The organism is Thioalkalivibrio sp. ALE17, from assembly GCF_000425605.1.
Taxonomy (GTDB): domain Bacteria; phylum Pseudomonadota; class Gammaproteobacteria; order Ectothiorhodospirales; family Ectothiorhodospiraceae; genus Thioalkalivibrio.
Genome location: NZ_AUDT01000001.1, coordinates 21,961 through 41,909, shown reverse-complemented (window position 1 = coordinate 41,909; position 19,949 = coordinate 21,961). Strand labels below are relative to the sequence as shown.

Below are 19,949 nucleotides of genomic sequence, written 5' to 3'. Positions count from 1 at the left end.
CTGCCGAGCGGCCTTTTTCTGGCGGAGAGCATGGCGCGAAACAGCTTGAGAGGAATGGCCCTGATCGGCTTGCTGGGCCTGGCGGGGACGGCCTGGGGGCAGGCCTACGAGATCGAGGACATCGAGATCGAGGGGCTCGAGCGGATCACCGCCGGCACCGCGCTCAGCTATCTGCCCGTGCAGGTGGGCGATACCTTCGACGACAGTCGCAGTCCGGAGGTGATCCGCGAGCTGTTCCAGACCGGTTTCTTTGACGACGTCGAGATCGCGCGACGCGGTGACGTGCTGGTGGTGATCGTCTCGGAACGCCCCGCCATCAACGAAATCAACTTCTCCGGCAACCGCGACATCCCGGACGACGGGCTGCGGGAGGCCCTGAACTCCGCGGGCCTGCGCTCGGGGCGAGTGTTTAACCGGACTATGCTGGACCGTATCGAGAGCGAACTGCGCCAGCAATACTTCGCCCGTGGCCGCTACAACGTCCAGATAGACGTCGAGATCGTCGAGCTGCCGCGCAACCGCGTGGACGTAGAGATCGATATCGCGGAAGGGCCGGTGGCGAAGATCCGCCAGGTCAACGTGGTCGGCAACGAGAGCTACAGCACGCGCGAGCTGACCCGCGGTTTTGAATCCGGGGTGCCCCGCTGGTGGGCGTTCTTCAGTCGCCGTGACAATTACTCCCGCGAAAAGCTCTCCGGAGACCTGGAGCAGTTGCGTTCGCATTACCTCGACCAGGGGTTCCTGGAGTTCGACATCGACTCCACGCAGGTCACCCTGACGCCCGACCGCAAGGACCTGTTCATCACCATCAACGTGGACGAGGGCGAGCGCTACACGGTGACTGGCGTGGATCTGGCTGGCGAGTTCGTGATCCCGCGCGAGGAGCTGGAAGACCTGATCGAGGTGGATATCGACGCGCCGTTCTCGCGCAGCCAGATCACCGAGTCGGCGGAACGCATCAGCGAGCGGCTGACACGCGAGGGTTATGCCTTCGCCAACGTGAACCCGGTCCCCGATGTGGACGAGGACAACCGTGAGGTCGCGATTACCTTCTTCGTTGACCCGGGGCCGCGCGTGTATGTGCGCAACATCCGCATTACCGGCAACCAGAACACCGAGGAGCGGGTCTATCGCCGCGAACTGCGCCAGATGGAGAGCGCCTGGTACAACGGCGCGCTGATCGAGCGCTCGCGGGTGCGCATCCAGCGCTTGCCGTTCGTGCAGAGCGTGAACGTGGAGACCGAGCGGGTCGCCGGTACGGATGACGAGGTGGACCTGAACATCACCGTGACCGAGCAGCAGTCCGGGGCCCTGTCCCTGGGGGCCGGGTTCTCGCAGAACCAGGGCCTGTTGCTGACCGCCAGTCTGACCCAGGACAACTTTCTCGGGACCGGGAACCGCTTCTCGACCGAGGTCAGTACCAGCAAGGTCAACCAGCTGTTCCGGATGAGCGTGACCAATCCGCACTTCACGCCGTCCGGCGCGAGCCGCGGATTCTCCGTGTTCTACCGGAAGATCGATGCCGAGGAGGCGAACATCTCGCGGTACTCGTCGAATCGCTTTGGCTTCGACGTGACCTACGGCATCCCGCTGTCGGAATTCGACCGCATCCAGGTCCGGCCCGGTTTCGAGAACATCGAAATCGAGACGGTCGAGGCGTCGGAGACGCGCATCGGGACGCCGGACGAGATCATTGACGAGCTGGACGAGTTCGGTGACTCGGCGAATCTCTACAAGCTGGAGACCAGCTACGTCCATGACACGCGGGACAGCACGACCTTCGCCTCGGAAGGTCGGCGGCACCGGGTCGGACTGGAAGTGGCGATTCCGGGCAGTGACCGCGAGTTCTACAAGCTGACGTACTCGGGCCAGGAGATCTTCCGGCTGTCCGATCGCTATTCCTTCAGTCTGTCGGCCGGGCTGGCCTATGCGGATGGCTACGGGGGCGACGAGGTGCCGTTCTACGAACGGCTGTTCGCCGGCGGCATTCGCTCCGTGCGCGGGTATGAGGACAACCGCCTGGGCGACCTGCGCCCGCTGCGGGATGGCCAGCCCGCGACGCGTGATTCGAACGACGACCCCTACGGGGGTCGCTTCCGGACCACGCTGTCCGCGGAGCTGTTCTTCCCGATGCCGTTTGCCGCCGACAACGACGCGGTGCGCATGAGTACTTTCGTGGATGCCGGGAACGTGTTCGATCAGGTGTCGGATTTCGATAGTAGCGAGTTGCGCGCGTCGGCCGGGGTCGCGGTCACCTGGTTCTCCCCGGTGGGGCCGTTGAGCTTCAGTGTGGCCGAGCCGTTCAACGACCAGCCGGGTGATGATCTGCAGCGCTTCCAGTTCCTGCTGGGGGCCAGTTTCTGAAGATGGTCGATGCAAACGATGCCAGGGCATCGGGAGGCGGTATGAGATCCGGGCTCGCCTGGTGGGTGATCGTGATGATGGTCGTCAGCGGGTGGCTGGTGCTGCCGGCGGCGGCGGGCGCGCAGAACGTGGCTTTCGTCACCATGAACCGGATCCTCGAGGATTCGCCGCAGGCCGAGGAGGCGATGCGCGAACTGGAGCGCGAATTCTCGCCGCGCGATTCCGAGCTGGTGGCGGAGCGCGAGGAGCTGCAGCGCCTGCGGGACCGGCTGGAGCGCGACGGGGACCTGATGAATCCGTCGGAACGGGCAGATCTGGAGCGCGAGTTCTCGCAGCGCTCGCGCGAGTTCCGGCGGGCCCAGGAAAGCTTCAGCGAGGATCTGAACGTGCGCCGCAACGAGGAGCTGGCCAAGCTCCAGCGGCGCATCAACGATGCCATTGTCGACCTCGCCCGCGAACGCGACATCGACCTGATCCTCACCGAGCGTAACGTGCTCTACGCCAGCGATCGCATCGATATTACGGACGACATCCTTGCCGCAATGCAGCGCGACTGACGGCGGGTATACCGCCCGCGAGCTGGCGGAAACCCTGGGCGGGCGGCTCGTCGGCGAGGGTGAGCGGCGGGTTGCGGGGCTGGCCCCGCTGGCCGCAGCCGGACCCGGGGATCTGAGTTTCGTCACCGACCCCGACCGGCATGCCGAAGAAATCGAGAACTGTGCCGCGGGCGTGATCCTGGTGCCCGCAACCGCGGACCTGCCTGTGTTTCCCGGGCGGTCCCTGATTGTGCTGCAGGATGTCTACCTGGGCTATGCGCGTGCGAGTCAGTGCCTCGGCGCTCGCCGCCGCTTGCGGCCCGCGGGCGTACATCCGGGTGCGTTCGTCGATCCCGGTGCTTCGGTGGCGGCCGATGCAAGCGTCGCGGTTGGCGCCGTGATTGGTGCCGGGACGGTGATCGGCGCGGGGGCCGTGGTGTCCGCGCATTGTGTGGTCGGTGAGGGCGTCACCATCGGGGCCGGCACCTTCCTGCACCCGCGCGTGACGCTGCTCGATGGGGTGGAGGTCGGGGAACGGTGCATCCTGCACAGCGGCTGCGTGATCGGCGCCGACGGCTTCGGCTTCGCATCGGCCGGCGGCAACGGCTGGGAGAAGATCGAGCAGCTGGGCCGCGTCGTGATCGGCTCGAATGTGGAAATCGGGGCTAATACCACCCTTGATCGCGGGGCGCTGCAGGCGACGCGCATCGGCACCGGTGTGAAGATCGACAACCTCGTTCATGTTGCCCATAACGTCGAGATTGGCGACCATACTGCCATTGCCGGCTGTGTGGGCATTGCGGGGAGTGCCCGTATCGGGGCCCATTGCGCGATCGGGGGCGGCGCCGGGATCCTGGGGCATCTTTCCATTGCGGATCACGTGACGATCCACGCGATGACGCTGGTTACGCGCTCCATCGACCGGGCGGGTCACTACGCGTCCGGGGTGCCGCATCAGGAGGCGCGGCTGTGGAATCGCATGCTGGCACGGCTGCGACGCCTGGCACGTTAGGGGGGACGATCCCGTCCCGGGAACAGCCGGTTCTGGCCCATGTACGGGCGAAGAACCGATCGAACGTCGTATCGCACGTCCGCGCAGCGGTCCGTATGCGGCATCTCAAGAATCAGAAAAAGGACACCGGCGTGGATGACTTTAACGTCCAGGAGATCATGCGCTACCTGCCGCATCGCTACCCGTTCCTCATGGTGGATCGGGTGCTGGAGTGGGAGGCGGGCAGCTATCTCACGGGGATCAAGAATGTCAGCATCAACGAGCCGTATTTTCAGGGCCATTTCCCGATCAAGCCGGTGATGCCGGGGGTCCTGATCCTCGAGGCCCTGGCCCAGGCGACCGGGCTCCTGGCATTCAAGACGGAAGAGGCGCGCAACGAGAATCAGGACAAGCAGCAGCTCTACCTGTTCGTCGGCATCGACGAGGCGCGTTTTCGGCGTCAGGTGGTGCCCGGCGATCAGCTTCACCTGCGGGTTGATCTCAAGCGTACGGTGCGCGGGATCTGGCGCTTCGATGCGGTAGCGAAGGTCGGCGAGGATGTCTGCGCCACCGCACAACTGATGTGTTCCGGCCAGGAAATTCCGGCGTGATTGATCCGCGGGCCGACGTCCATCCCAGTGCCGAGATCGACTCCTCGGTGGAGATCGGACCGTTCTCGGTGATCGGTGCCAACGTGAAGATCGGCGCCGGGACCCGGGTCGGGCCGCACGTGGTGATTAACGGGCCCACGGAGATCGGGCGCGACAACCGGATTTTCCAGTTCTCCTCGCTCGGGGAGGAGCCGCAGGACACCAGCTATCGCGGCGAGCCGACCCGGCTGGTGATCGGTGACCGCAACGTGATCCGCGAATCGGTGACGCTGCACCGGGGCACCGAGAAGGGGCTGGGCGAAACGGTGATCGGGCACGACAACCTGATCATGGCGTACGTGCACATCGCCCACGACTGCACCATTGGCAACAGCATCATCTTCTCCAACGCCACTTCGCTGGCCGGGCATGTGGAGATCCAGGATCACGCAACACTGGGGGGGTTCACCCTGGTGCATCAGTTCTGCCGGGTGGGGACCTATGCCTTTACCAGCATGGGGGCCGCCCTGAACCGCGACCTGCCGCCGTACTGCCTGGCGAGCGGAAACTACGCGCGTCTGATCGGGATCAACAAGGTGGGGCTCAAGCGCAATGGCTTTTCCAACGAGGCCATCCAGGCGCTCCATCGGGTATTCATTCAGGGCATGCGCGGCCGGGCCGGCCGCGAGAGCCACCTCGACACGATGTTCGAGGAGACCGACGTCCCCGAGGTGCGCAACCTGATCGGGTTTGTCCGTGGCAGCCGGCGCGGCATCCTGCGCGGCGGCCGCCCCCACTGATCTTTGCGCTCCAACTCCCTCGGTCATTGAACCACAGAGGACACGGAGTGCACGGAGAATGGCAAGGTCAAGGGCGGTTCACAGGAAGATTGGAAGGGGCGAAGAAATTCAGGGTTGGATGCTTTCAGGAAACCGGCCCTTCAGGTGGGCGGATGTTCCAACCGCAAAGTGAATTGGCCACTACCGGTATGTAATCCGGGGGATCGACCAATTCGCCATCGCGGGTCGCAAAGCGATGTGGCGAACGGCGAGGGCGCCCTGTCTCACGGAACATAGTCGCGCTACATTCGCAGCCACGCCCCCTCAGAAGCTTCCAGGTGCCCCCGAGCCAGCCGGCGACTCGCCCCTGTTACCCCTTCCTGCCTTCCCATCTTCCTGTGAAGCGCTTTGACCTTCTCCGTGCACTCTGTGTCCTCTGTGGTGCAATCAGGACAGCGTTAAGTGGTGCCTGGGTGGCGGCTGGTCAACAGATGGCCGTGCTGGAGGAGTTCCTGCGCCATTTCGGCGACGCGGCGGTCGGCCCCACCATCCCCCAGGCGTTCTCGCACGCGGGCCAGCCGTTCACGCATGGCCAACCGTTCCTCGGGGTGTGTGAGCAGGCTCATGGCATCCCGCGCGAGGCGCTCGGGGCTGGCATCTTCTTGCAGGTACTCGGGTACCAGGCGCTCGCCCCCGACGATATTGACCAGGGCGATGTTCTCGAGGCGAACGAGGCGCGAGAACACAGCATGGCTCACGGCCCCCATCCGGTAGAAGACCAGCATCGGGGCCTGGAGCAGTCCGGCCTCGAGCGTGGCTGTGCCGGAGGCAATCAGCAGGAGATCCGCCCCGGCCATCAGGGAATGGGTTTGCGCATCACCTCCCACGAACTGCAGGGGCAGGTCGTCCCAGGCCGCGAGCTCGGTCAAGCGATCGGTCGTTACCCCGGGTGCCATCGAAACCACGAACCGTACATCCGGATGCGCGGCATGGATGCGCCGGACCGTGTCTACGAGCATGGGCCAGTGGCGCTTCAGTTCGCCGCTCCGGCTGCCGGGCAACAGGCCAACCAGTCGCGTCTCGGGCAGCAGGTCCAGCGTTTCCCGAATCGGTGTTTGCGGCGGTTGCACCCGGTCCACCAACGGGTTGCCGACATAGCGCACCGGTACGCCGGCGGTCTCGTAGACCTCGGTCTCGAACGGGAACAGGACCGCCATGGCGTCGACGCAGCGGCGAATGCGCTTGATGCGCCCGGAGCGCCAGGCCCAAAGCTGCGGGCTGACGTAGAACAGCACGCGAATCCCGAGGCGGCGGGCATGTGCCGCGAGGCGCAGGTTGAACTCCACGTAGTCGACCAGGACCAGCAGGTCCGGACGCTCGGTTTCGAGATGGCGGCTCATGCGCCGGAACAGCCGGCGCAGGCGCGGGTAGTTCACCAGCACATCGACCAGGCCGACCACCGCGAGCTCGGAGACGTCGATCAGCGTGTCGACGCCGGCGGCCCGCATCTGTGTCCCGCCCATGCCCGAGTAGCGCAGTCCGGGCTCGAGCGCGGAGAGCTCGTGGACCAGCCCCGCCCCGAGGGCGTCTCCCGAGCTTTCCCCGGCGCAGATCACCACATGCTGCGTCATTGCCGGAGCGGGGCTCCAGTCGGCGCGGGGCGGGGTGGCGTCATGCGAGGGCTTCGCGGATCTTCCCGCAGATCATGTAGATGGTCGCGTCCTCGAGTTCCGGGAACACGGGCAGCGACAGGCAGCGCGCGGCGATGTCTTCGGTGACGGGCAGCGATTCCGGGCGATTCTTCAGGTCGGCGAAGGCCTTCTGCTGGTGCAGGGGCACTGGGTAGTAGATCGCGCAGGCGACCTCGGCGGCCTTGAGGGCCCCCATGATGGTATCGCGGTGATCGGTCAGCAGCGTGTACTGATGGTAGACGTGGGTCCCGATACCGTCCTCGAACGGCACCTCCACGGGCAGGCCGGCCAGGCCGTCGCGGTAGCGCGCGGCGACCCGGCGGCGCTCCGCGTTGTAGGTATCGATGTGCGGCAGCTTCACCCGAAGGATCGCGGCCTGCATCTCGTCCAGCCGGCTGTTGTAGCCGATCTCGTCGTGGTAGTAGCGCTCGCTGGAACCGTGATTGCGCAGACGGCGCAGGGCCTCGGCGGACGACGGGCAGCTGGTGGTGACCAGACCGCCGTCGCCGAAGGCCCCGAGGTTCTTGCTGGGGAAGAACGAGAAGCAGCCGAAGGCATTGCCTGCACCGGTCTGCACGCCGTCGACCGTCGCGCCAAAGGACTGCGCACAGTCCTCCACGATCATCACCTTGTGCTTCTCGGCGATGGCCTGCAGGCGTGGCATGTCGGCTGGCTGGCCGAAAAGGTGCACCGGCAGGATCGCCCGGGTGCGTTCGGTGATCGCAGCCTCTACCTGATCCGGATCGATGTTGAAGGTGCGCGGGTCGATGTCCACGAAGATCGGGTCGGCCCCGACGTAGCGGATGGCCTCGGCCGTGGCGATGAAGGTGAACGGGGTGGTGATGACCTCGTCACCCGGGCCGATCCCGGCCGCGGCCAGGGCCAGATGCAGGGCATCGGTGCCCGACGCGCAGGTGATCGCGTGCTCGACGCCGAGGTAGTCGGCCAGTTCCTGTTCCAGGGTCTGCACATTGGGGCCCAGGATGAAACGGGCGCCGGCCAGCACGTCCTGAAGGGCGGCATCGATTTCGGGGCGCAGGCTCTGGTACTGGCGCTGCAGGTCGACCATCGGGATCACGGCTTGACTCCTGTGGGGTTCGCATCGAGGTGGCTGTGCGGGCCGTCGGCCCGGCTCATGATGTTCAGGTTTTCATAGACCAGGTCGGTGATGCGGCTGGCCGTCTCCAGCGCGCGCTGGCCGTCTCGGCCGCTGACGACGACCGGACCCTGGCCGCGGACCGCGGCCACGAAGGCCTGGATCTCGGCGAGCAGGGCATCGGCCTCGTCGAACACGCTCTCCTCGCGATGGATGGCCGGGGCACCGGTCTCCGGATCGGGGTCACCGATATGGTTCAGCGACAGGATGCGATTCTGGAAGTCGACGGATGCGTAGGCATGCGACTGAAAGATGCGCATGCGGCGCTCGGACTTGGTGCTGATGCGGCTGGAGGTGACATTGGCGACGCAGCCGTTCGCGAACTCCAGGCGGGCGTTGGCGATGTCGATGTCGCCGGTCAGCACCCGGGCACCGGAGGCGCGGATCTCGGTCAGCGGCGCGTCCACCAGCGACAGGATGATGTCGATGTCGTGGATCATCAGGTCCAGGACGACCGAGACATCGGTGGCGCGAGGCTTGTAGGGCGCCAGGCGATGGGACTCGATGAATCGGGGATGCAGCGGGCTCTCGGTCAGTCGGCGCAGGGCGGCATTGAAGCGTTCCAGATGCCCGACCTGGAGTACCACGCCCTGCTTCTCGGCGATCCGGTTCAGGGCCTCGGCCTGCTCCAGGGTCGCAGTGATGGGCTTCTCCACGAGTACGTGGCAGCCGGCCTCGAGGAAATCGCGGGCGATGTCGTAGTGAAGGGTGGTGGGGGCGGCGATGGAGACCGCATCGACCTGCCCGATCAGGGCGCGATGATCGGTCTCCGCGCGGCAGTCGTTGTCGGCCGCCACGCGTTGGGCGGTTTCGGGGTCGGCGTCGACCACGGCCACCAGCTCGGTATCCGGCAGCGCAGCGTACTTGGCGGCATGCCATCTGCCGAGGTGGCCCACGCCGATGGCGGCGCAGCGTAACGGGGATTGGGACATGGGTAGGCTCGGATCCGGAGGGGGTGTGCTAGGATTTTCGGCGCTATTGTAACGGATCCCCGGCGCGGCGCATGGTCGTGTTCGGATGATTGCCCGCAGTTCACCGTGGTGGAGACTCCATGACAGAGGCAGCGCAGCGCCACGTCGCCGGCGTGGACGAGGTCGGGCGCGGGCCGCTGGCCGGGCCGGTGGTCGCGGCGGCCGTGATTCTGCCGCAGGACTACGCCTGTCCCGGCCTGACCGACTCCAAAAAGCTGAGTGCCCGGCGCCGGGAGGCGCTGGACGTACAGATCCGCGCGGATGCACTGGCGTGGTCGTTGGGGCGGGCCGAGGCCGCGGAGATCGACACACTGAATATCCACCGCGCCACTCTGTTGGCGATGCAGCGAGCCGTGGCCGGTCTGGCCCTGGCACCCGCGCACCTGCTGGTCGATGGGCGCTTTACCCCCGAGGGGCCCTGGACGGCCGAGGCCATCGTCGGCGGGGACGGTTCGGTGGCGGCCATCAGTGCAGCCTCGATCATCGCGAAGGTGGCCCGCGACGGCTGGTTGCGTGAACTCCACGGCGACTACCCCGAGTACGGTTTTGATCGGCACTCGGGCTATCCGACGGTGGCCCATCGCGAGGCCCTGGAGCGCCTGGGTCCGTGTCCCCAGCACCGGCGCAGCTTCGGGCCCGTCGCGCGTGCCATCGCCGCGCGGGAGCAGGAGGCCGGGGCATGAGCGAAGCCCATCCCGGCTTCGTGCACCTGCGGGTGCATTCGGAGTACTCCCTGGTCGACGGCCTGGTGCGGCTGAAGCCGCTGGTGAAGGCGGTCGTCGATGGCGGCATGCCGGCCGTCGCGGTCACCGATCATTGCAACCTGTTCGGGCTGGTGAAGTTCTACCGCGCCGCGATCGCACAGGGCGTGCAGCCGATTATCGGGGCGGACGTGCTGGTACGCGATGCGCGCGCCGACGGCAGTCTGGCACGGATGACGCTGCTGGCGCAGAACGATCCCGGCTACCGCAACCTGACGCGGCTGATCTCGCGGGCCTGGCAGGAAGGCCAGGAGAAGGGGATCCCGCGGGTGGACTGTGCCTGGCTGGACGCGGCGGCCGAGGGCCTGATCGCGCTGTCGGGGGGCATTGACGGGCTGTTCGTGAACGGTTCAGGGACCGCCCGCGCCCTGCTGGCCGAGGATCTGGAACCCTGGATGCGGCGCTTCCCGGGGCGCTTCTATCTCGAACTGGTGCGCTCGGACCGGCCGGGCGAGGAGGCCTGGATCGAGCAGGCCCTGGCCGCGGCCGAGGCCTTCGACCTGCCGGTGGTGGCGACCAACGATGTCCGCTTCCTGCGTCCGGAAGATTTCGAGGCCCACGAGGCCCGGGTCTGCATTCACGACGGCGTGACCCTCGATGATCCGCGGCGGCCGCGGCGCTATTCGGAGGCGCAGTACCTGCGTTCGCCGGAGGAGATGGCGGAGCGGTTCGCGGATATTCCCGAGGCCCTGGCCAACAGCGTCGCGATCGCGCGGCGCTGTTCGGTCAGTCTGACGCTGGGCGAATCGGTGCTGCCGGACTTCCCGGTGCCCGAGGGGTACACGGTGGAGGATCACCTGCGCGAGACCTCGGCGAAGGGTCTGGCCGCCCGCCTGGAGCGCTTCTGCTTCGCGCCGCAGGAGGACTACGAGGCGCGGCTGCAGCGGGAACTGGACGTGATCTGCCAGATGGGGTTCCCCGGGTACTTCCTGATCGTGGCGGATTTCATCCAGTGGGCCAAGGACAACGGCATCCCGGTGGGCCCGGGGCGTGGCTCGGGCGCCGGCTCGCTGGTGGCCTATGCGCTGGGTATTACCGACCTGGATCCATTGCGTTACGAGCTTCTCTTCGAGCGGTTTCTGAATCCCGAACGCGTCTCCATGCCCGACTTCGATGTCGATTTCTGCATGGAGAAGCGCGACGACGTGATCGACTACGTCGCCGAACGCTACGGTCGCGACAAGGTGTCGCAGATCATCACCCACGGGACCATGGCCGCGAAGGCCGTGGTGCGCGATGTCGGGCGCGTGCTGGGCCATGGCTATGGCTTCGTCGACCGGATCGCCAAGCTGATCCCGTTCGAACTGGGCATGACCCTGCAAAAGGCCCTGACCGAGAGCGAGGACCTGAAGGCGCTGTACGACGAGGACGAGGAGGTCCGCGCGATCATCGACCTCGCGCAGAAGCTCGAGGGCCTGACCCGCAACGCCGGCAAGCATGCGGGCGGGGTGGTGATCGCACCCTCCGCGCTGACTGATTTCTCGCCACTGTACTGCGAAGACGATGGCGCATCGCTGGTGACCCACTTCGACAAGGACGATGTCGAGGCGGTCGGCCTGGTCAAGTTCGACTTCCTCGGCCTGCGTACGCTCACCATCATCGACTGGGCGGTCGAGAACGTCCGCAAGATGGATGCCGAGGAGCGGGTCGACCTGGACGCGATCCCGCTGGATGATCCGGACACCTTCCGCCTGCTGAAGGATTACCAGACCACCGCGGTGTTCCAGCTGGAATCCGGCGGGATGAAGGATCTGATCAAGCGTCTGCAGCCCGACAGCTTCGAGGAGATCATCGCGCTGGTGGCGCTCTACCGGCCGGGGCCGCTGCAGTCGGGCATGGTGGACGACTTCATCGACCGCAAGCACGGTCGTGCCCAGGTCGAGTACCCGCATCCGGATCTGGAACCGATCCTGAAGCCGACCTACGGCGTCATCCTGTACCAGGAGCAGGTGATGCAGATTGCCCAGGTGCTGGGCAACTACACCCTGGGTGGCGCGGACCTGCTGCGGCGCGCGATGGGCAAGAAAAAGCCCGAGGAGATGGCCAAGCAGCGCGAGATCTTCCTCGAGGGCGCACTCGGGCGCGGGGTCGACGAAGGGGTCGCGACCTATATCTTCGATCTGATGGAGAAGTTCGCGGGCTACGGCTTCAACAAGTCGCACTCGGCGGCGTATGCCCTGGTCGCCTACCAGACGGCGTGGCTCAAGGCGCATTATGCGGCGCCCTTCATGGCGGCGGTGCTGTCCGCGGACATGGACAACACCGACAAGGTCGTCGGGCTGATCGAGGAATGCCGCAACATGGGGCTGGAAGTCCTGCCGCCGGACGTGAACCAGTCCGACTACCGCTTTACCTGTCGCGACGCGCAGACCGTCGTCTACGGCCTGGGGGCGATCAAGGGTGTGGGCGAGTCCGCGATTGATACGCTGCTGAAGGCGCGCGGGCAGGGCGGCGACTTCCACGGGCTGGTGGACCTGTGTCAGCGGGTGGATCTGGGCAAGCTGAACAAGCGCGCGCTGGAGACGCTGGTGCGTGCCGGGGCCATGGACGGTCTGGGCGCGAATCGCGCGACGCTGCTGAACGATATCCCCATGGCTGTGGCGGCCGCGGAGCAAACGGAGCGCAACGCCAGCCTGGGGGTAGTCGATCTGTTCGGCGACCCGGCCGCGGCTGTCATCCCGGAGAGCGCCACCCTCGAGGAGATGGACGATGACGAACGCCTGCGGGGCGAGAAGGACACCCTGGGGCTTTATCTGACCGGTCACCCGGTGGAGCGCTATCGGGCGGAGCTGCTGCGCCTGACCGGGACCACCCTGCAGGCCCTGGAGGCCAAACTGGAGGATCGCCCCGACGAGACGCAGGGCCAGAAATGGCGCGGTAAGCAGGAGACCGTGCGCATCGCGGGCCTGATTGTCGGCGTGCGCGTGCGCAACACGCAGAGCGGGCGCATGGGGATCGTTACCCTGGACGACCGCAGCGGGCGGGCCGAGGTGGTGCTGTTCAACGACGACTTCACCCAGTACAAGGATCGCCTGGAGCCGGACGCGCTGCTGGTCGCGGAAGGCACCGTCACGCTGGACGACTATGCCGGGGGTACCCGCATGCGGGCGCGGGCCGTCTACAGCCTGGACGAGGCGCGCGCGCAGTGGGCGCGGGCGCTGCACCTGTGCCTGGAGGGCGTGGTGCCGGAACAGGTCGCCCACCTGCGAGGGCTGATGGAGGCGCATCGCGAGGGGCCCTGCCGTGTGCACATGTGCTACCGCCGGGACGGGCTGGAGGCCGATATCAGCCTGCCGGAGGGCTGGACGATCCGGCCGGACGAACGCCTGTTGCGCGGCATCCAGCAGTCGCTGGGGCCGGACTGCGAGGCGCAGGTGCTGTACGGTCGATAGACCGCTGCGCATCGGCACGGGAGCGGCGCGCGCCGCGATTGGTTACAATTCGCGTCTTTCGCTGGCCTCCACCAACAAGCCTTCGGGACTCTGCATGAATCCGGACTTTCTCGACTTCGAACAGCCCATTGCCGAACTGGAGGCGAAGATCGGCGATTTGCGCTATGTCGGCGACGACGCCGAGGTCAACATCCAGGAAGAGATCCAGCGCCTGGAGGACAAGTGCCGGTCGCTGACCGAGAGCATCTTCGCCAAGCTCACGCCGTGGCAGGTCGCGCAGATGTCGCGGCATCCGCGGCGTCCCTACACGCTGGACTACATCCCCGATCTGTTCGACGAGTTCGAGGAGCTGCACGGGGACCGCGCATTTGGCGACGACCCGGCGATCGTGGGCGGGGTGGCGCGTCTGGATGGCCGCCCGGTGATGCTCATCGGACATCAGAAGGGGCGCCAGACGCGGGACAAGGTGTACCGCAACTTCGGCATGCCGCGGCCGGAGGGGTATCGCAAGGCCCTGCGTCTGATGGAGATGGCGGAGCGCTTCCGCATGCCGGTGCTGACCTTCATCGATACCCCCGGCGCCTATCCGGGCGTCGGTGCGGAAGAGCGCGGGCAGAGCGAGGCCATCGCGCGCAACCTGCGGGTGATGGCGCGCCTGGATACGCCCATCATCGCCACGGTGATCGGCGAGGGCGGATCCGGCGGGGCGCTGGCCATCGGCGTCGGGGACGCCACGCTGATGCTGCAGTATTCGACGTATTCGGTCATCTCGCCCGAGGGCTGTGCCTCCATCCTCTGGAAGAGCGCGGAGAAGGCCTCGGAAGCGGCCGAGGCGCTGGGAATCACCTCCGAGCGCCTGAAGGAGCTGGGGCTGGTGGACCGGATCGTGCCGGAACCTCTGGGCGGTGCCCATCGCGACCCGGAGGCGATGTCGACGCGCCTGCGTACCGCGCTCCTGGAGACCCTGGACGGCCTCGAGGGACTGGATCCGGGCAAGCGTCTCGAGCGGCGCTATCGCCGCCTGATGGACTACGGTGCCTTCCAGGAAGCCGCTTCCTGAGCGGGGCGCCCCGGCGCCCGATCCCGTAGCCACCGCGCTGCGGGCATTTCTCGAACCCCCTCCTGCCCGCCGGCGGGTGCGCATTGCCTTCAGTGGCGGCCTGGACTCCACCGTCCTGCTGCACGCGGCGGTGCGTCTGGGCATTCCCGGTCTCGAAGCCATGCACGTGGACCACGGTCTGCGGGCCGATTCCGGGCGCCAGGCCGAGCATTGCCGTGCGGTGGCCCGGGCGCTGAACTGCCCGTTCCGGACCTGCAGGCTGGAACCGCTTGATCCGCGCCCGTCGGGGCTGGAGGCCGCCGCGCGCGAGGCGCGCTACATAGCATTGCGCGACGGGCTGGAGGAGACGGATATCCTCCTCGCCGCGCAGCACGCGGACGATCAGGCCGAGACCTTCCTGTTGGCGGCCCTGCGCGGCAGTGGACCCGACGGGTTGCGGGGGATGCGCCCACTGCGACGGGAAGGGGCCACCTGGCTGGGCCGGCCGCTGCTGGACCTTCCCCGGGCGGCGCTGGTCGAGTATGCCCGGCGCGAGGGTCTCGACTGGTACGACGATCCGAGCAATCGCGATGCGCGCTTTGATCGCAATTTCCTTCGCCAGTCGGTCCTGCCGCTGTTGCGCGAACGCTTCGGGGCTGTGACCGGCCTGGCGCGGGCCGCCGGCTGGCAGCGGGAGGTCGCCGGTCAGCTGCGGATGCATTTCGCCGATCACATGGAGGCGGCACGGGACCCGGAGTCCGGTGGGCTGGACCTTGCTCATGTGAGCAGGCTGGATAACGCCGCCGCCCGCGGGCTGGTGCGGCACTGGCTGCAGGCACAGGGGCTGCGGCCGCCGGGTCACGCACGCCTGGGGGAATTCCTGCGCCAGGTGGTGGCGGACAACCCCGACGCCAGCCCGCGGGTGGAATGGGAAGACGGCTGGATGCGCCGCTACCGCGATCAGCTATGGGCCGGGCCGCGGCAGGAGGGGCGCGAAGGGCAGAAGCCTCCGCCCGATCAGGAGTGGCCCGCGGACCAGCCGGAACTGCGGCTCGCGGACGGGCGGCGCCTGACGCGTTCGGGCCTGCGGGAGCTCGGCGTCGCGCCCGATGCCCCCCTGACCGTTAGCTATCGCCGTGGGGGCGAGCGGGTCGCGACGCCGGCCGGCCACCGCCCGCTGAAGAAGCTGATGCAGGAGCGCGGGATCCCGCCCTGGGCGCGTCAGCGGATTCCGTTGTTGCGTCAGGCGGATGGCGTAATTGTCGCAGTCCTCTGGCCGGACCGAGCTAACGCGCGGAGTTGACGGAGCCGGCCGAATCGGACAATTCTTGGGCCGTCTTCATGGGTTTCGGGTGAGCGGCACGTGACAGGTTTCGCGGCACAGTGCGGGCGACGTACGGGCACGGCCTTGCTGGCGGCCGCGGCGTTTCTGGCGGCGCCGCTGGCAGCCGACACGTTAACGCTGACCACCGAGAGCTATCCCCCCTTCAATTTCGAGACCGAATCCGGGGAGCTGGACGGGATCTCCATCCGCGTGATGGATCAGCTCCTGGAGGCCGCGGGAGTGGACGCGGAGATCCGGCTGCTGCCCTGGAGCCGCGCCTATGCCGAGGCCCAGTCGGTCCCCGGTACCTGCGTCTTTTCAACGACGCGCACGCAGGAGCGCGAGGATCTTTTTACCTGGGTCGGGCCTCTGGTCGAGAACCAGTGGCATGCGTTCGTGCTGAAGGGTGCGGAGGTGCAGGCGGCGTCCCTGGAGGACCTGGAACACTACCGCGTCGGCGGCTATCGCGACGATGCCGTGGCCCTGCATGTCGAACGTCAGGGGATTCCGGTGGATACCGCGCCTAACGATCGGCTGAACGCGCGCAAGCTGGCGGCCAACCGGATCGATGTCTGGGTAAGCGGTGAGCACCTGGCGCCATGGTATGCGCGCCTGGAAGGGATCGGGGAACTCGAATCCCTGTTCGCGTTCAACGATACGGTGATGTCGCTCGCCTGCCACCCGGAGACCGAGCGCGGACCGCTGGACCGCATGCAGGAAGAACTGGATGCGATGCGCGCCGACGGACGCTACGCGGCGATCGTCGAGGCCGTACTGAACAGCAATGGAGAGCGAGATGAGTGAGGCAGCCGAGGCGCAGGCGGCGTCATCGACCCTGATTGCCGAAGAGGTGCTGGGGTTTCAGCGCAACATGACCCGGCGTGGCATCATCTTTTCGTTCACCGGTTACATCTCCGAGGGCATCCTGAAGGCCCTGGGCGATGCGCTGCGCCAGAAGATCCGGCTCGAATCCACCGACACGAAGACCGTGAACCGGGTCTTTTCGGTCTTTGTCGAGCAGGTGCAGAACATCATCCGGTATTCGGCCGAACGCATCGAGCACGATGACGAGCCCCCCGTCGAGCTGAGTTCCGGGATGATCACGGTCGGTTCGGAGAACGGGCGCTTCTTCGTCATCTGCGGCAATGTCATCGGGCGCAAGGATGCCGACACCCTGGCGGCGCGCCTGCGTGAACTGGCCGCGATGGACAGCGACGAGTTGCGCCGCTTCTACAAGGAAAAACTGCGCGAGCCGCCGGACGAGGGCAGCAAGGGCGGCAGTATCGGTCTGATCGAGATCGCACGGAGGGCGAGCGAGCCGATCCAGTTCGATTTTCAGCATATTTCCGATGCCCAATCCTACTTTGTCCTGAAGGCCTACATCTGATGGCAGTCGTCGAGACCATTGAGCACGAGGCAACCGACCGGACCCCCGCGGTGCAGTTCGATTTCGCGGCCGGGCAGTACCGACTGTCGGGGGAGTCGTATCCGGAGGATGCGGCGAACTTCTACGGCCCCCTGACCCAGGGGCTGCGCCAGGCAATCGAGGACCGCGCCAGCGACGAGGTGGAATTCACGGTGGAAATGATCTATTTCAATTCGTCCACCGCGAAGGCCCTGATGAACATGTTCCAGATCCTGGAAGACGGGGCGGAGGCCGGGCTGAAGGTCCGTATCAACTGGTGCTATCACGAGGATGACGAAACCATGGAGGAGTTCGGCGAGGATTTCTCCGAGGACTTCCAGCACGCCGACTACCGCATGTGTCCGCTGACATGACCGCCCCCTCTCGTGACGACTCCATGAACCCCTCTAGCCGGCCCCGCGACGGGCAGGAGCTGGACGAGGGCCTGGCCGACTTTTCCCTGTTCGAGCAGGAAAAGGCCATCATGCAGCGCTCCGAGCAGATGCTGGAGGCGCTGGACGCAGTGGCCGACGGGGTGAAGGTGCTCGCCAAGGCCTATTCCGAGAGCTACCGCGCGCAGCGGCGCATGATGCGTATGAGTGATCGCATGCAGGCGGATCTCCAGGATGCCAACCGGCAGCTGCGCGAACAGGCCGAACACCTGGCCCAGCTCAACAACGCCCTGTCTGACGAGGTCCGCGAACGCGAGCGCCTGACGGCCGAGCTGGAGCGCCTGGCGCTGGAGGACGCCCTGACCGGCCTGTTCTCGCGCCGCCGCGTGATCGACTGTGTCGAGGGCATGGCCGACAGCGTGGGTGACGCGTCGCACTCGCTCGCGGTGATGATGCTGGATCTCGACGACTTCAAGACCCTCAACGATACCCATGGCCATGCCGCCGGGGACTTCGCGCTGGAAAGCTTCGCCGAGATCCTGCGCGGCGAACTGGGGGCCGAACAGTACGCCGGGCGGATGGGCGGGGAGGAATTCCTCGTCGTGGCCGCGGACCTGGACGTCGAGGCCGCCCTGGCCCTGGCGGAACGGATCCGCTCGGCGGTGGAGAACGCCCGCCTGCACTGGAAGGACGAGCCGCTGTCCCTGGCGGTGTCGATCGGGCTGGTGGTGACCACGAACCCCTGGCCGGATGCCGGCGAACTGGTCGCGCTCGCTGACGACCTGCTTTATCGCGCCAAGAACGAGGGGCGCAACCGTGTCATCGTGCAGACGCACGGCGACCACGGATGATGCCGGAGACCCGGCGCCGCAACCGGAGTCTCGTTGCCAAGCTGGCGGTCGCCACGCTGCTTGCTGCGCTTGCGCTCAGCCTCCTCAGTAGTGCCTACGTCATTGCCTCCGACTGGAATGCCTTCCGGGCCGAAACCCAGGCCCAGGTGGATCGTCTGCAGCGTCTGGTCGAGCCGCCCGCGGCGGAGGCCGCCTTCCAACTGAGCGCCGGTCAGGCCGATTCGCTGGTCCAGGGCCTGCTCGTCTTCGACGAGATCCGGCGGGTGGAGATCCTCGACGATTTTGGCAATACGCTGGCCGAGGACGAACGGGCGGCGGAGGCCGCGTCCGGGGACTGGGCGCAGTGGCTTTTTGGCGACCTGCGGGCACACGAGCTTGAACTAACGCATCCGGGAACCCGGGGCAACGTTCAGGGCGTGGGGCAGCTGCGCATGGAGCTGGACCCCGGTGTCCTGGGGCGGATCTTCGTGGCGCGCCTGCAGACCGGGGTCGTGACCAGCGTGACCCAGGCCGTGATCGTCTCGCTGGTCGTCGTGGTGCTGTTCTACTTCCTCATGCTGCGTCCGATGCTGAAGATCTCCCGCGCCGTGGCGGATACTGATCCGGACCAGCCAGCCCATTGGCCCATGCCCCGCCTGGGGCATCACGAGAATGACGAGCTGGGGGCCCTGGGGCGCTCGCTGGACCGCTTGCTGCGCGCCTTCCAGGAGGGGCTGGATGCGCGCGACGGGGCCCGCGGAGAGCTGAAGGCGCTGAACGCCGATCTGGAGCGCCGTGTGGAGGAGCGCACCCGACAGCTGGAAGACGAAAAGGCCGAGACCGAACGGGCGATGGCCCAGGTGGACGAGGCCAACCGGGAACTGGAACGCAGTAACCGCCTGGTGGTGGAGAGCATTCGCTATGCCCGGCGCATCCAGACCGCGATGCTGCCGGACAAGCACGCCCTGGACGGACATCTGGACGAGGTGCAGATCTACTGGGAGCCGCTGCACCTGGTCGGCGGGGACTATTTCTGGGTCGAGGCCATCGACGGCCACAGCATCCTGGTGGTGGCGGACTGTACCGGGCATGGCGTCCCGGGGGCGTTCATCACGCTGGTGGTGGCGTCGGCGCTGGACCGGATCCTGCACGAACACCGTCTGCTGGAACCCTCCGCGATCCTGCGCGAGATGGACCGGCTGGTGCGTTCGCGGCTGCGTCAGGACGGTCAGGATTCGGATTCGGATGACGGGCTGGAGGCCGCGGTATGCGTCTATCGGCCGGAAGACCGGATGCTGGCCTTCGCCGGGGTCGGGCTGCCCCTGATGATCGAACGCGGCGGCGAGATCGAGGAGATCCGCGGCGTGCGCGGGGGGCTCGGCTACCGCAGCCTGGAGCCCGCGCAGCCGGTCGACCACGAGGTGCCGGTGGAGCCGGGAACCGAATTCTTCCTGATCACGGACGGTGCGCATGATCATGTCGGGGGTGAGCCGCCACGCTTGTTCGGGCGCCGTCGGCTGCGCCAGGTCCTGGCCGAGAAGAGTGGCCGCGATCTGTCCGCCAAGATCGACGCTGTCGTGCGCGTGCTGGAGGATTATCGCGATGGAGAACCCCGGCGCGACGACATGACCCTGGTGGCCTTCCGCCCGCTGGCACGGGGTTCCCGAAACGAGGTGTTGCCCCCGCCTTCCGATTGAGCAGGGGCGGGTGCTCTGGTACTCTTTCAGG

At 66.8% G+C, this 19,949-nt stretch carries 17 protein-coding genes; 14 read left to right on the top strand and 3 right to left on the bottom strand.

Going from position 1 to position 19,949, the window contains the following annotated elements; all coding sequences use genetic code 11:
- Positions 1 to 30: 30 nt before the first annotated feature.
- The 5 genes from bamA (at position 31) to lpxA (ending at position 5,281) form a co-directional block, all read left to right on the top strand.
- The gene (gene bamA, locus H609_RS0100205; protein ID WP_369772453.1) at positions 31 to 2,364 is read left to right on the top strand and encodes an outer membrane protein assembly factor BamA; all 2,334 of its coding nucleotides are present in this window, start codon (positions 31 to 33) and stop codon (positions 2,362 to 2,364) included.
- A 41-nt stretch (positions 2,365 to 2,405) separates the two neighbouring features.
- Positions 2,406 to 2,921, top strand: a complete 516-nt coding sequence (locus H609_RS0100200; RefSeq protein WP_018866987.1) for an OmpH family outer membrane protein — start codon at positions 2,406 to 2,408, stop codon at positions 2,919 to 2,921.
- Positions 2,899 to 3,912, top strand: a complete 1,014-nt coding sequence (lpxD, locus tag H609_RS0100195; RefSeq protein ID WP_028483999.1) for a UDP-3-O-(3-hydroxymyristoyl)glucosamine N-acyltransferase — start codon at positions 2,899 to 2,901, stop codon at positions 3,910 to 3,912. Before H609_RS0100200 ends, lpxD begins: the two co-directional genes overlap by 23 nt.
- Before the next feature lie 95 nt (positions 3,913 to 4,007).
- Positions 4,008 to 4,502 carry a 3-hydroxyacyl-ACP dehydratase FabZ gene (gene fabZ / locus H609_RS0100190; RefSeq protein WP_018866985.1) on the top strand — a complete coding sequence of 165 codons (495 nt, stop codon included), beginning with the start codon at positions 4,008 to 4,010 and terminating at the stop codon, positions 4,500 to 4,502.
- Positions 4,499 to 5,281 (top strand): acyl-ACP--UDP-N-acetylglucosamine O-acyltransferase, encoded by a 783-nt coding sequence (lpxA, locus tag H609_RS0100185; protein ID WP_018866984.1) that lies wholly within the window; start codon positions 4,499 to 4,501, stop codon positions 5,279 to 5,281. The genes fabZ and lpxA overlap by 4 nt, the downstream gene beginning before the upstream one ends.
- A 437-nt stretch (positions 5,282 to 5,718) precedes the next feature.
- Here lpxA and lpxB read toward each other — a convergent pair whose 3' ends face one another.
- Genes lpxB through H609_RS0100170 form a run of 3 tightly spaced genes read right to left on the bottom strand, consistent with a single transcriptional unit; the run spans position 5,719 to position 9,039 of the window.
- Positions 5,719 to 6,891, bottom strand: coding sequence for a lipid-A-disaccharide synthase (gene lpxB / locus H609_RS0100180; RefSeq protein WP_028483998.1), 1,173 nt, complete (start codon positions 6,889 to 6,891; stop codon positions 5,719 to 5,721).
- A gap of 40 nt (positions 6,892 to 6,931) precedes the next feature.
- Positions 6,932 to 8,029 carry a DegT/DnrJ/EryC1/StrS aminotransferase family protein gene (locus H609_RS0100175; RefSeq protein WP_028483997.1) on the bottom strand — a complete coding sequence of 366 codons (1,098 nt, stop codon included), beginning with the start codon at positions 8,027 to 8,029 and terminating at the stop codon, positions 6,932 to 6,934.
- Positions 8,026 to 9,039 (bottom strand): Gfo/Idh/MocA family protein, encoded by a 1,014-nt coding sequence (locus H609_RS0100170; RefSeq protein ID WP_018866981.1) that lies wholly within the window; start codon positions 9,037 to 9,039, stop codon positions 8,026 to 8,028. The genes H609_RS0100175 and H609_RS0100170 overlap by 4 nt, the downstream gene beginning before the upstream one ends.
- 119 nt (positions 9,040 to 9,158) lie before the next feature.
- Between H609_RS0100170 and rnhB the strand changes: the two genes are divergently transcribed.
- From rnhB to H609_RS0100125, 9 genes are all read left to right on the top strand, one after another.
- Positions 9,159 to 9,761 (top strand): ribonuclease HII, encoded by a 603-nt coding sequence (rnhB, locus tag H609_RS0100165; RefSeq protein WP_018866980.1) that lies wholly within the window; start codon positions 9,159 to 9,161, stop codon positions 9,759 to 9,761.
- Positions 9,758 to 13,231, top strand: coding sequence for a DNA polymerase III subunit alpha (gene dnaE, locus H609_RS0100160; protein WP_028483996.1), 3,474 nt, complete (start codon positions 9,758 to 9,760; stop codon positions 13,229 to 13,231). The genes rnhB and dnaE overlap by 4 nt, the downstream gene beginning before the upstream one ends.
- A 94-nt stretch (positions 13,232 to 13,325) precedes the next feature.
- Positions 13,326 to 14,291: an acetyl-CoA carboxylase carboxyltransferase subunit alpha gene (locus H609_RS0100155; protein ID WP_018866978.1), complete on the top strand. Its 966-nt coding sequence runs from the start codon at positions 13,326 to 13,328 to the stop codon at positions 14,289 to 14,291.
- Positions 14,292 to 14,367: 76 nt separating this feature from the next.
- Positions 14,368 to 15,573: a tRNA lysidine(34) synthetase TilS gene (tilS, locus tag H609_RS0100150; protein WP_028483995.1), complete on the top strand. Its 1,206-nt coding sequence runs from the start codon at positions 14,368 to 14,370 to the stop codon at positions 15,571 to 15,573.
- 105 nt (positions 15,574 to 15,678) lie between these two features.
- Positions 15,679 to 16,398 carry an ABC transporter substrate-binding protein gene (locus H609_RS0100145; RefSeq protein ID WP_028483994.1) on the top strand — a complete coding sequence of 240 codons (720 nt, stop codon included), beginning with the start codon at positions 15,679 to 15,681 and terminating at the stop codon, positions 16,396 to 16,398.
- Positions 16,391 to 16,981 (top strand): SiaB family protein kinase, encoded by a 591-nt coding sequence (locus tag H609_RS0100140; protein ID WP_019583900.1) that lies wholly within the window; start codon positions 16,391 to 16,393, stop codon positions 16,979 to 16,981. The genes H609_RS0100145 and H609_RS0100140 overlap by 8 nt, the downstream gene beginning before the upstream one ends.
- The gene (locus H609_RS0100135; RefSeq protein ID WP_018866974.1) at positions 16,981 to 17,373 is read left to right on the top strand and encodes a DUF1987 domain-containing protein; all 393 of its coding nucleotides are present in this window, start codon (positions 16,981 to 16,983) and stop codon (positions 17,371 to 17,373) included. Before H609_RS0100140 ends, H609_RS0100135 begins: the two co-directional genes overlap by 1 nt.
- A gap of 23 nt (positions 17,374 to 17,396) precedes the next feature.
- Positions 17,397 to 18,242 (top strand): GGDEF domain-containing protein, encoded by an 846-nt coding sequence (locus H609_RS0100130; RefSeq protein WP_018880579.1) that lies wholly within the window; start codon positions 17,397 to 17,399, stop codon positions 18,240 to 18,242.
- Positions 18,242 to 19,918 (top strand): SpoIIE family protein phosphatase, encoded by a 1,677-nt coding sequence (locus tag H609_RS0100125; RefSeq protein WP_018875548.1) that lies wholly within the window; start codon positions 18,242 to 18,244, stop codon positions 19,916 to 19,918. The genes H609_RS0100130 and H609_RS0100125 overlap by 1 nt, the downstream gene beginning before the upstream one ends.
- The last annotated feature ends 31 nt before the right edge of the window (positions 19,919 to 19,949 follow it).

What these genes read in the sequence shown, in the direction of transcription:
- bamA (WP_369772453.1), top strand. Translation starts at nt 31, where the DNA reads ATGGCGCGAAACAGCTTGAGAGGAATGGCCCTGATCGGCTTGCTGGGC.
- H609_RS0100200 (WP_018866987.1), top strand. Translation starts at nt 2,406, where the DNA reads ATGAGATCCGGGCTCGCCTGGTGGGTGATCGTGATGATGGTCGTCAGC.
- fabZ (WP_018866985.1), top strand. Translation starts at nt 4,008, where the DNA reads ATGCGGCATCTCAAGAATCAGAAAAAGGACACCGGCGTGGATGACTTT.
- lpxB (WP_028483998.1), bottom strand. Translation starts at nt 6,891, where the DNA reads ATGACGCAGCATGTGGTGATCTGCGCCGGGGAAAGCTCGGGAGACGCC.
- H609_RS0100170 (WP_018866981.1), bottom strand. Translation starts at nt 9,039, where the DNA reads ATGTCCCAATCCCCGTTACGCTGCGCCGCCATCGGCGTGGGCCACCTC.
- rnhB (WP_018866980.1), top strand. Translation starts at nt 9,159, where the DNA reads ATGACAGAGGCAGCGCAGCGCCACGTCGCCGGCGTGGACGAGGTCGGG.
- dnaE (WP_028483996.1), top strand. Translation starts at nt 9,758, where the DNA reads ATGAGCGAAGCCCATCCCGGCTTCGTGCACCTGCGGGTGCATTCGGAG.
- H609_RS0100155 (WP_018866978.1), top strand. Translation starts at nt 13,326, where the DNA reads ATGAATCCGGACTTTCTCGACTTCGAACAGCCCATTGCCGAACTGGAG.
- H609_RS0100140 (WP_019583900.1), top strand. Translation starts at nt 16,391, where the DNA reads ATGAGTGAGGCAGCCGAGGCGCAGGCGGCGTCATCGACCCTGATTGCC.
- H609_RS0100135 (WP_018866974.1), top strand. Translation starts at nt 16,981, where the DNA reads ATGGCAGTCGTCGAGACCATTGAGCACGAGGCAACCGACCGGACCCCC.
- H609_RS0100130 (WP_018880579.1), top strand. Translation starts at nt 17,397, where the DNA reads ATGAACCCCTCTAGCCGGCCCCGCGACGGGCAGGAGCTGGACGAGGGC.
- H609_RS0100125 (WP_018875548.1), top strand. Translation starts at nt 18,242, where the DNA reads ATGCCGGAGACCCGGCGCCGCAACCGGAGTCTCGTTGCCAAGCTGGCG.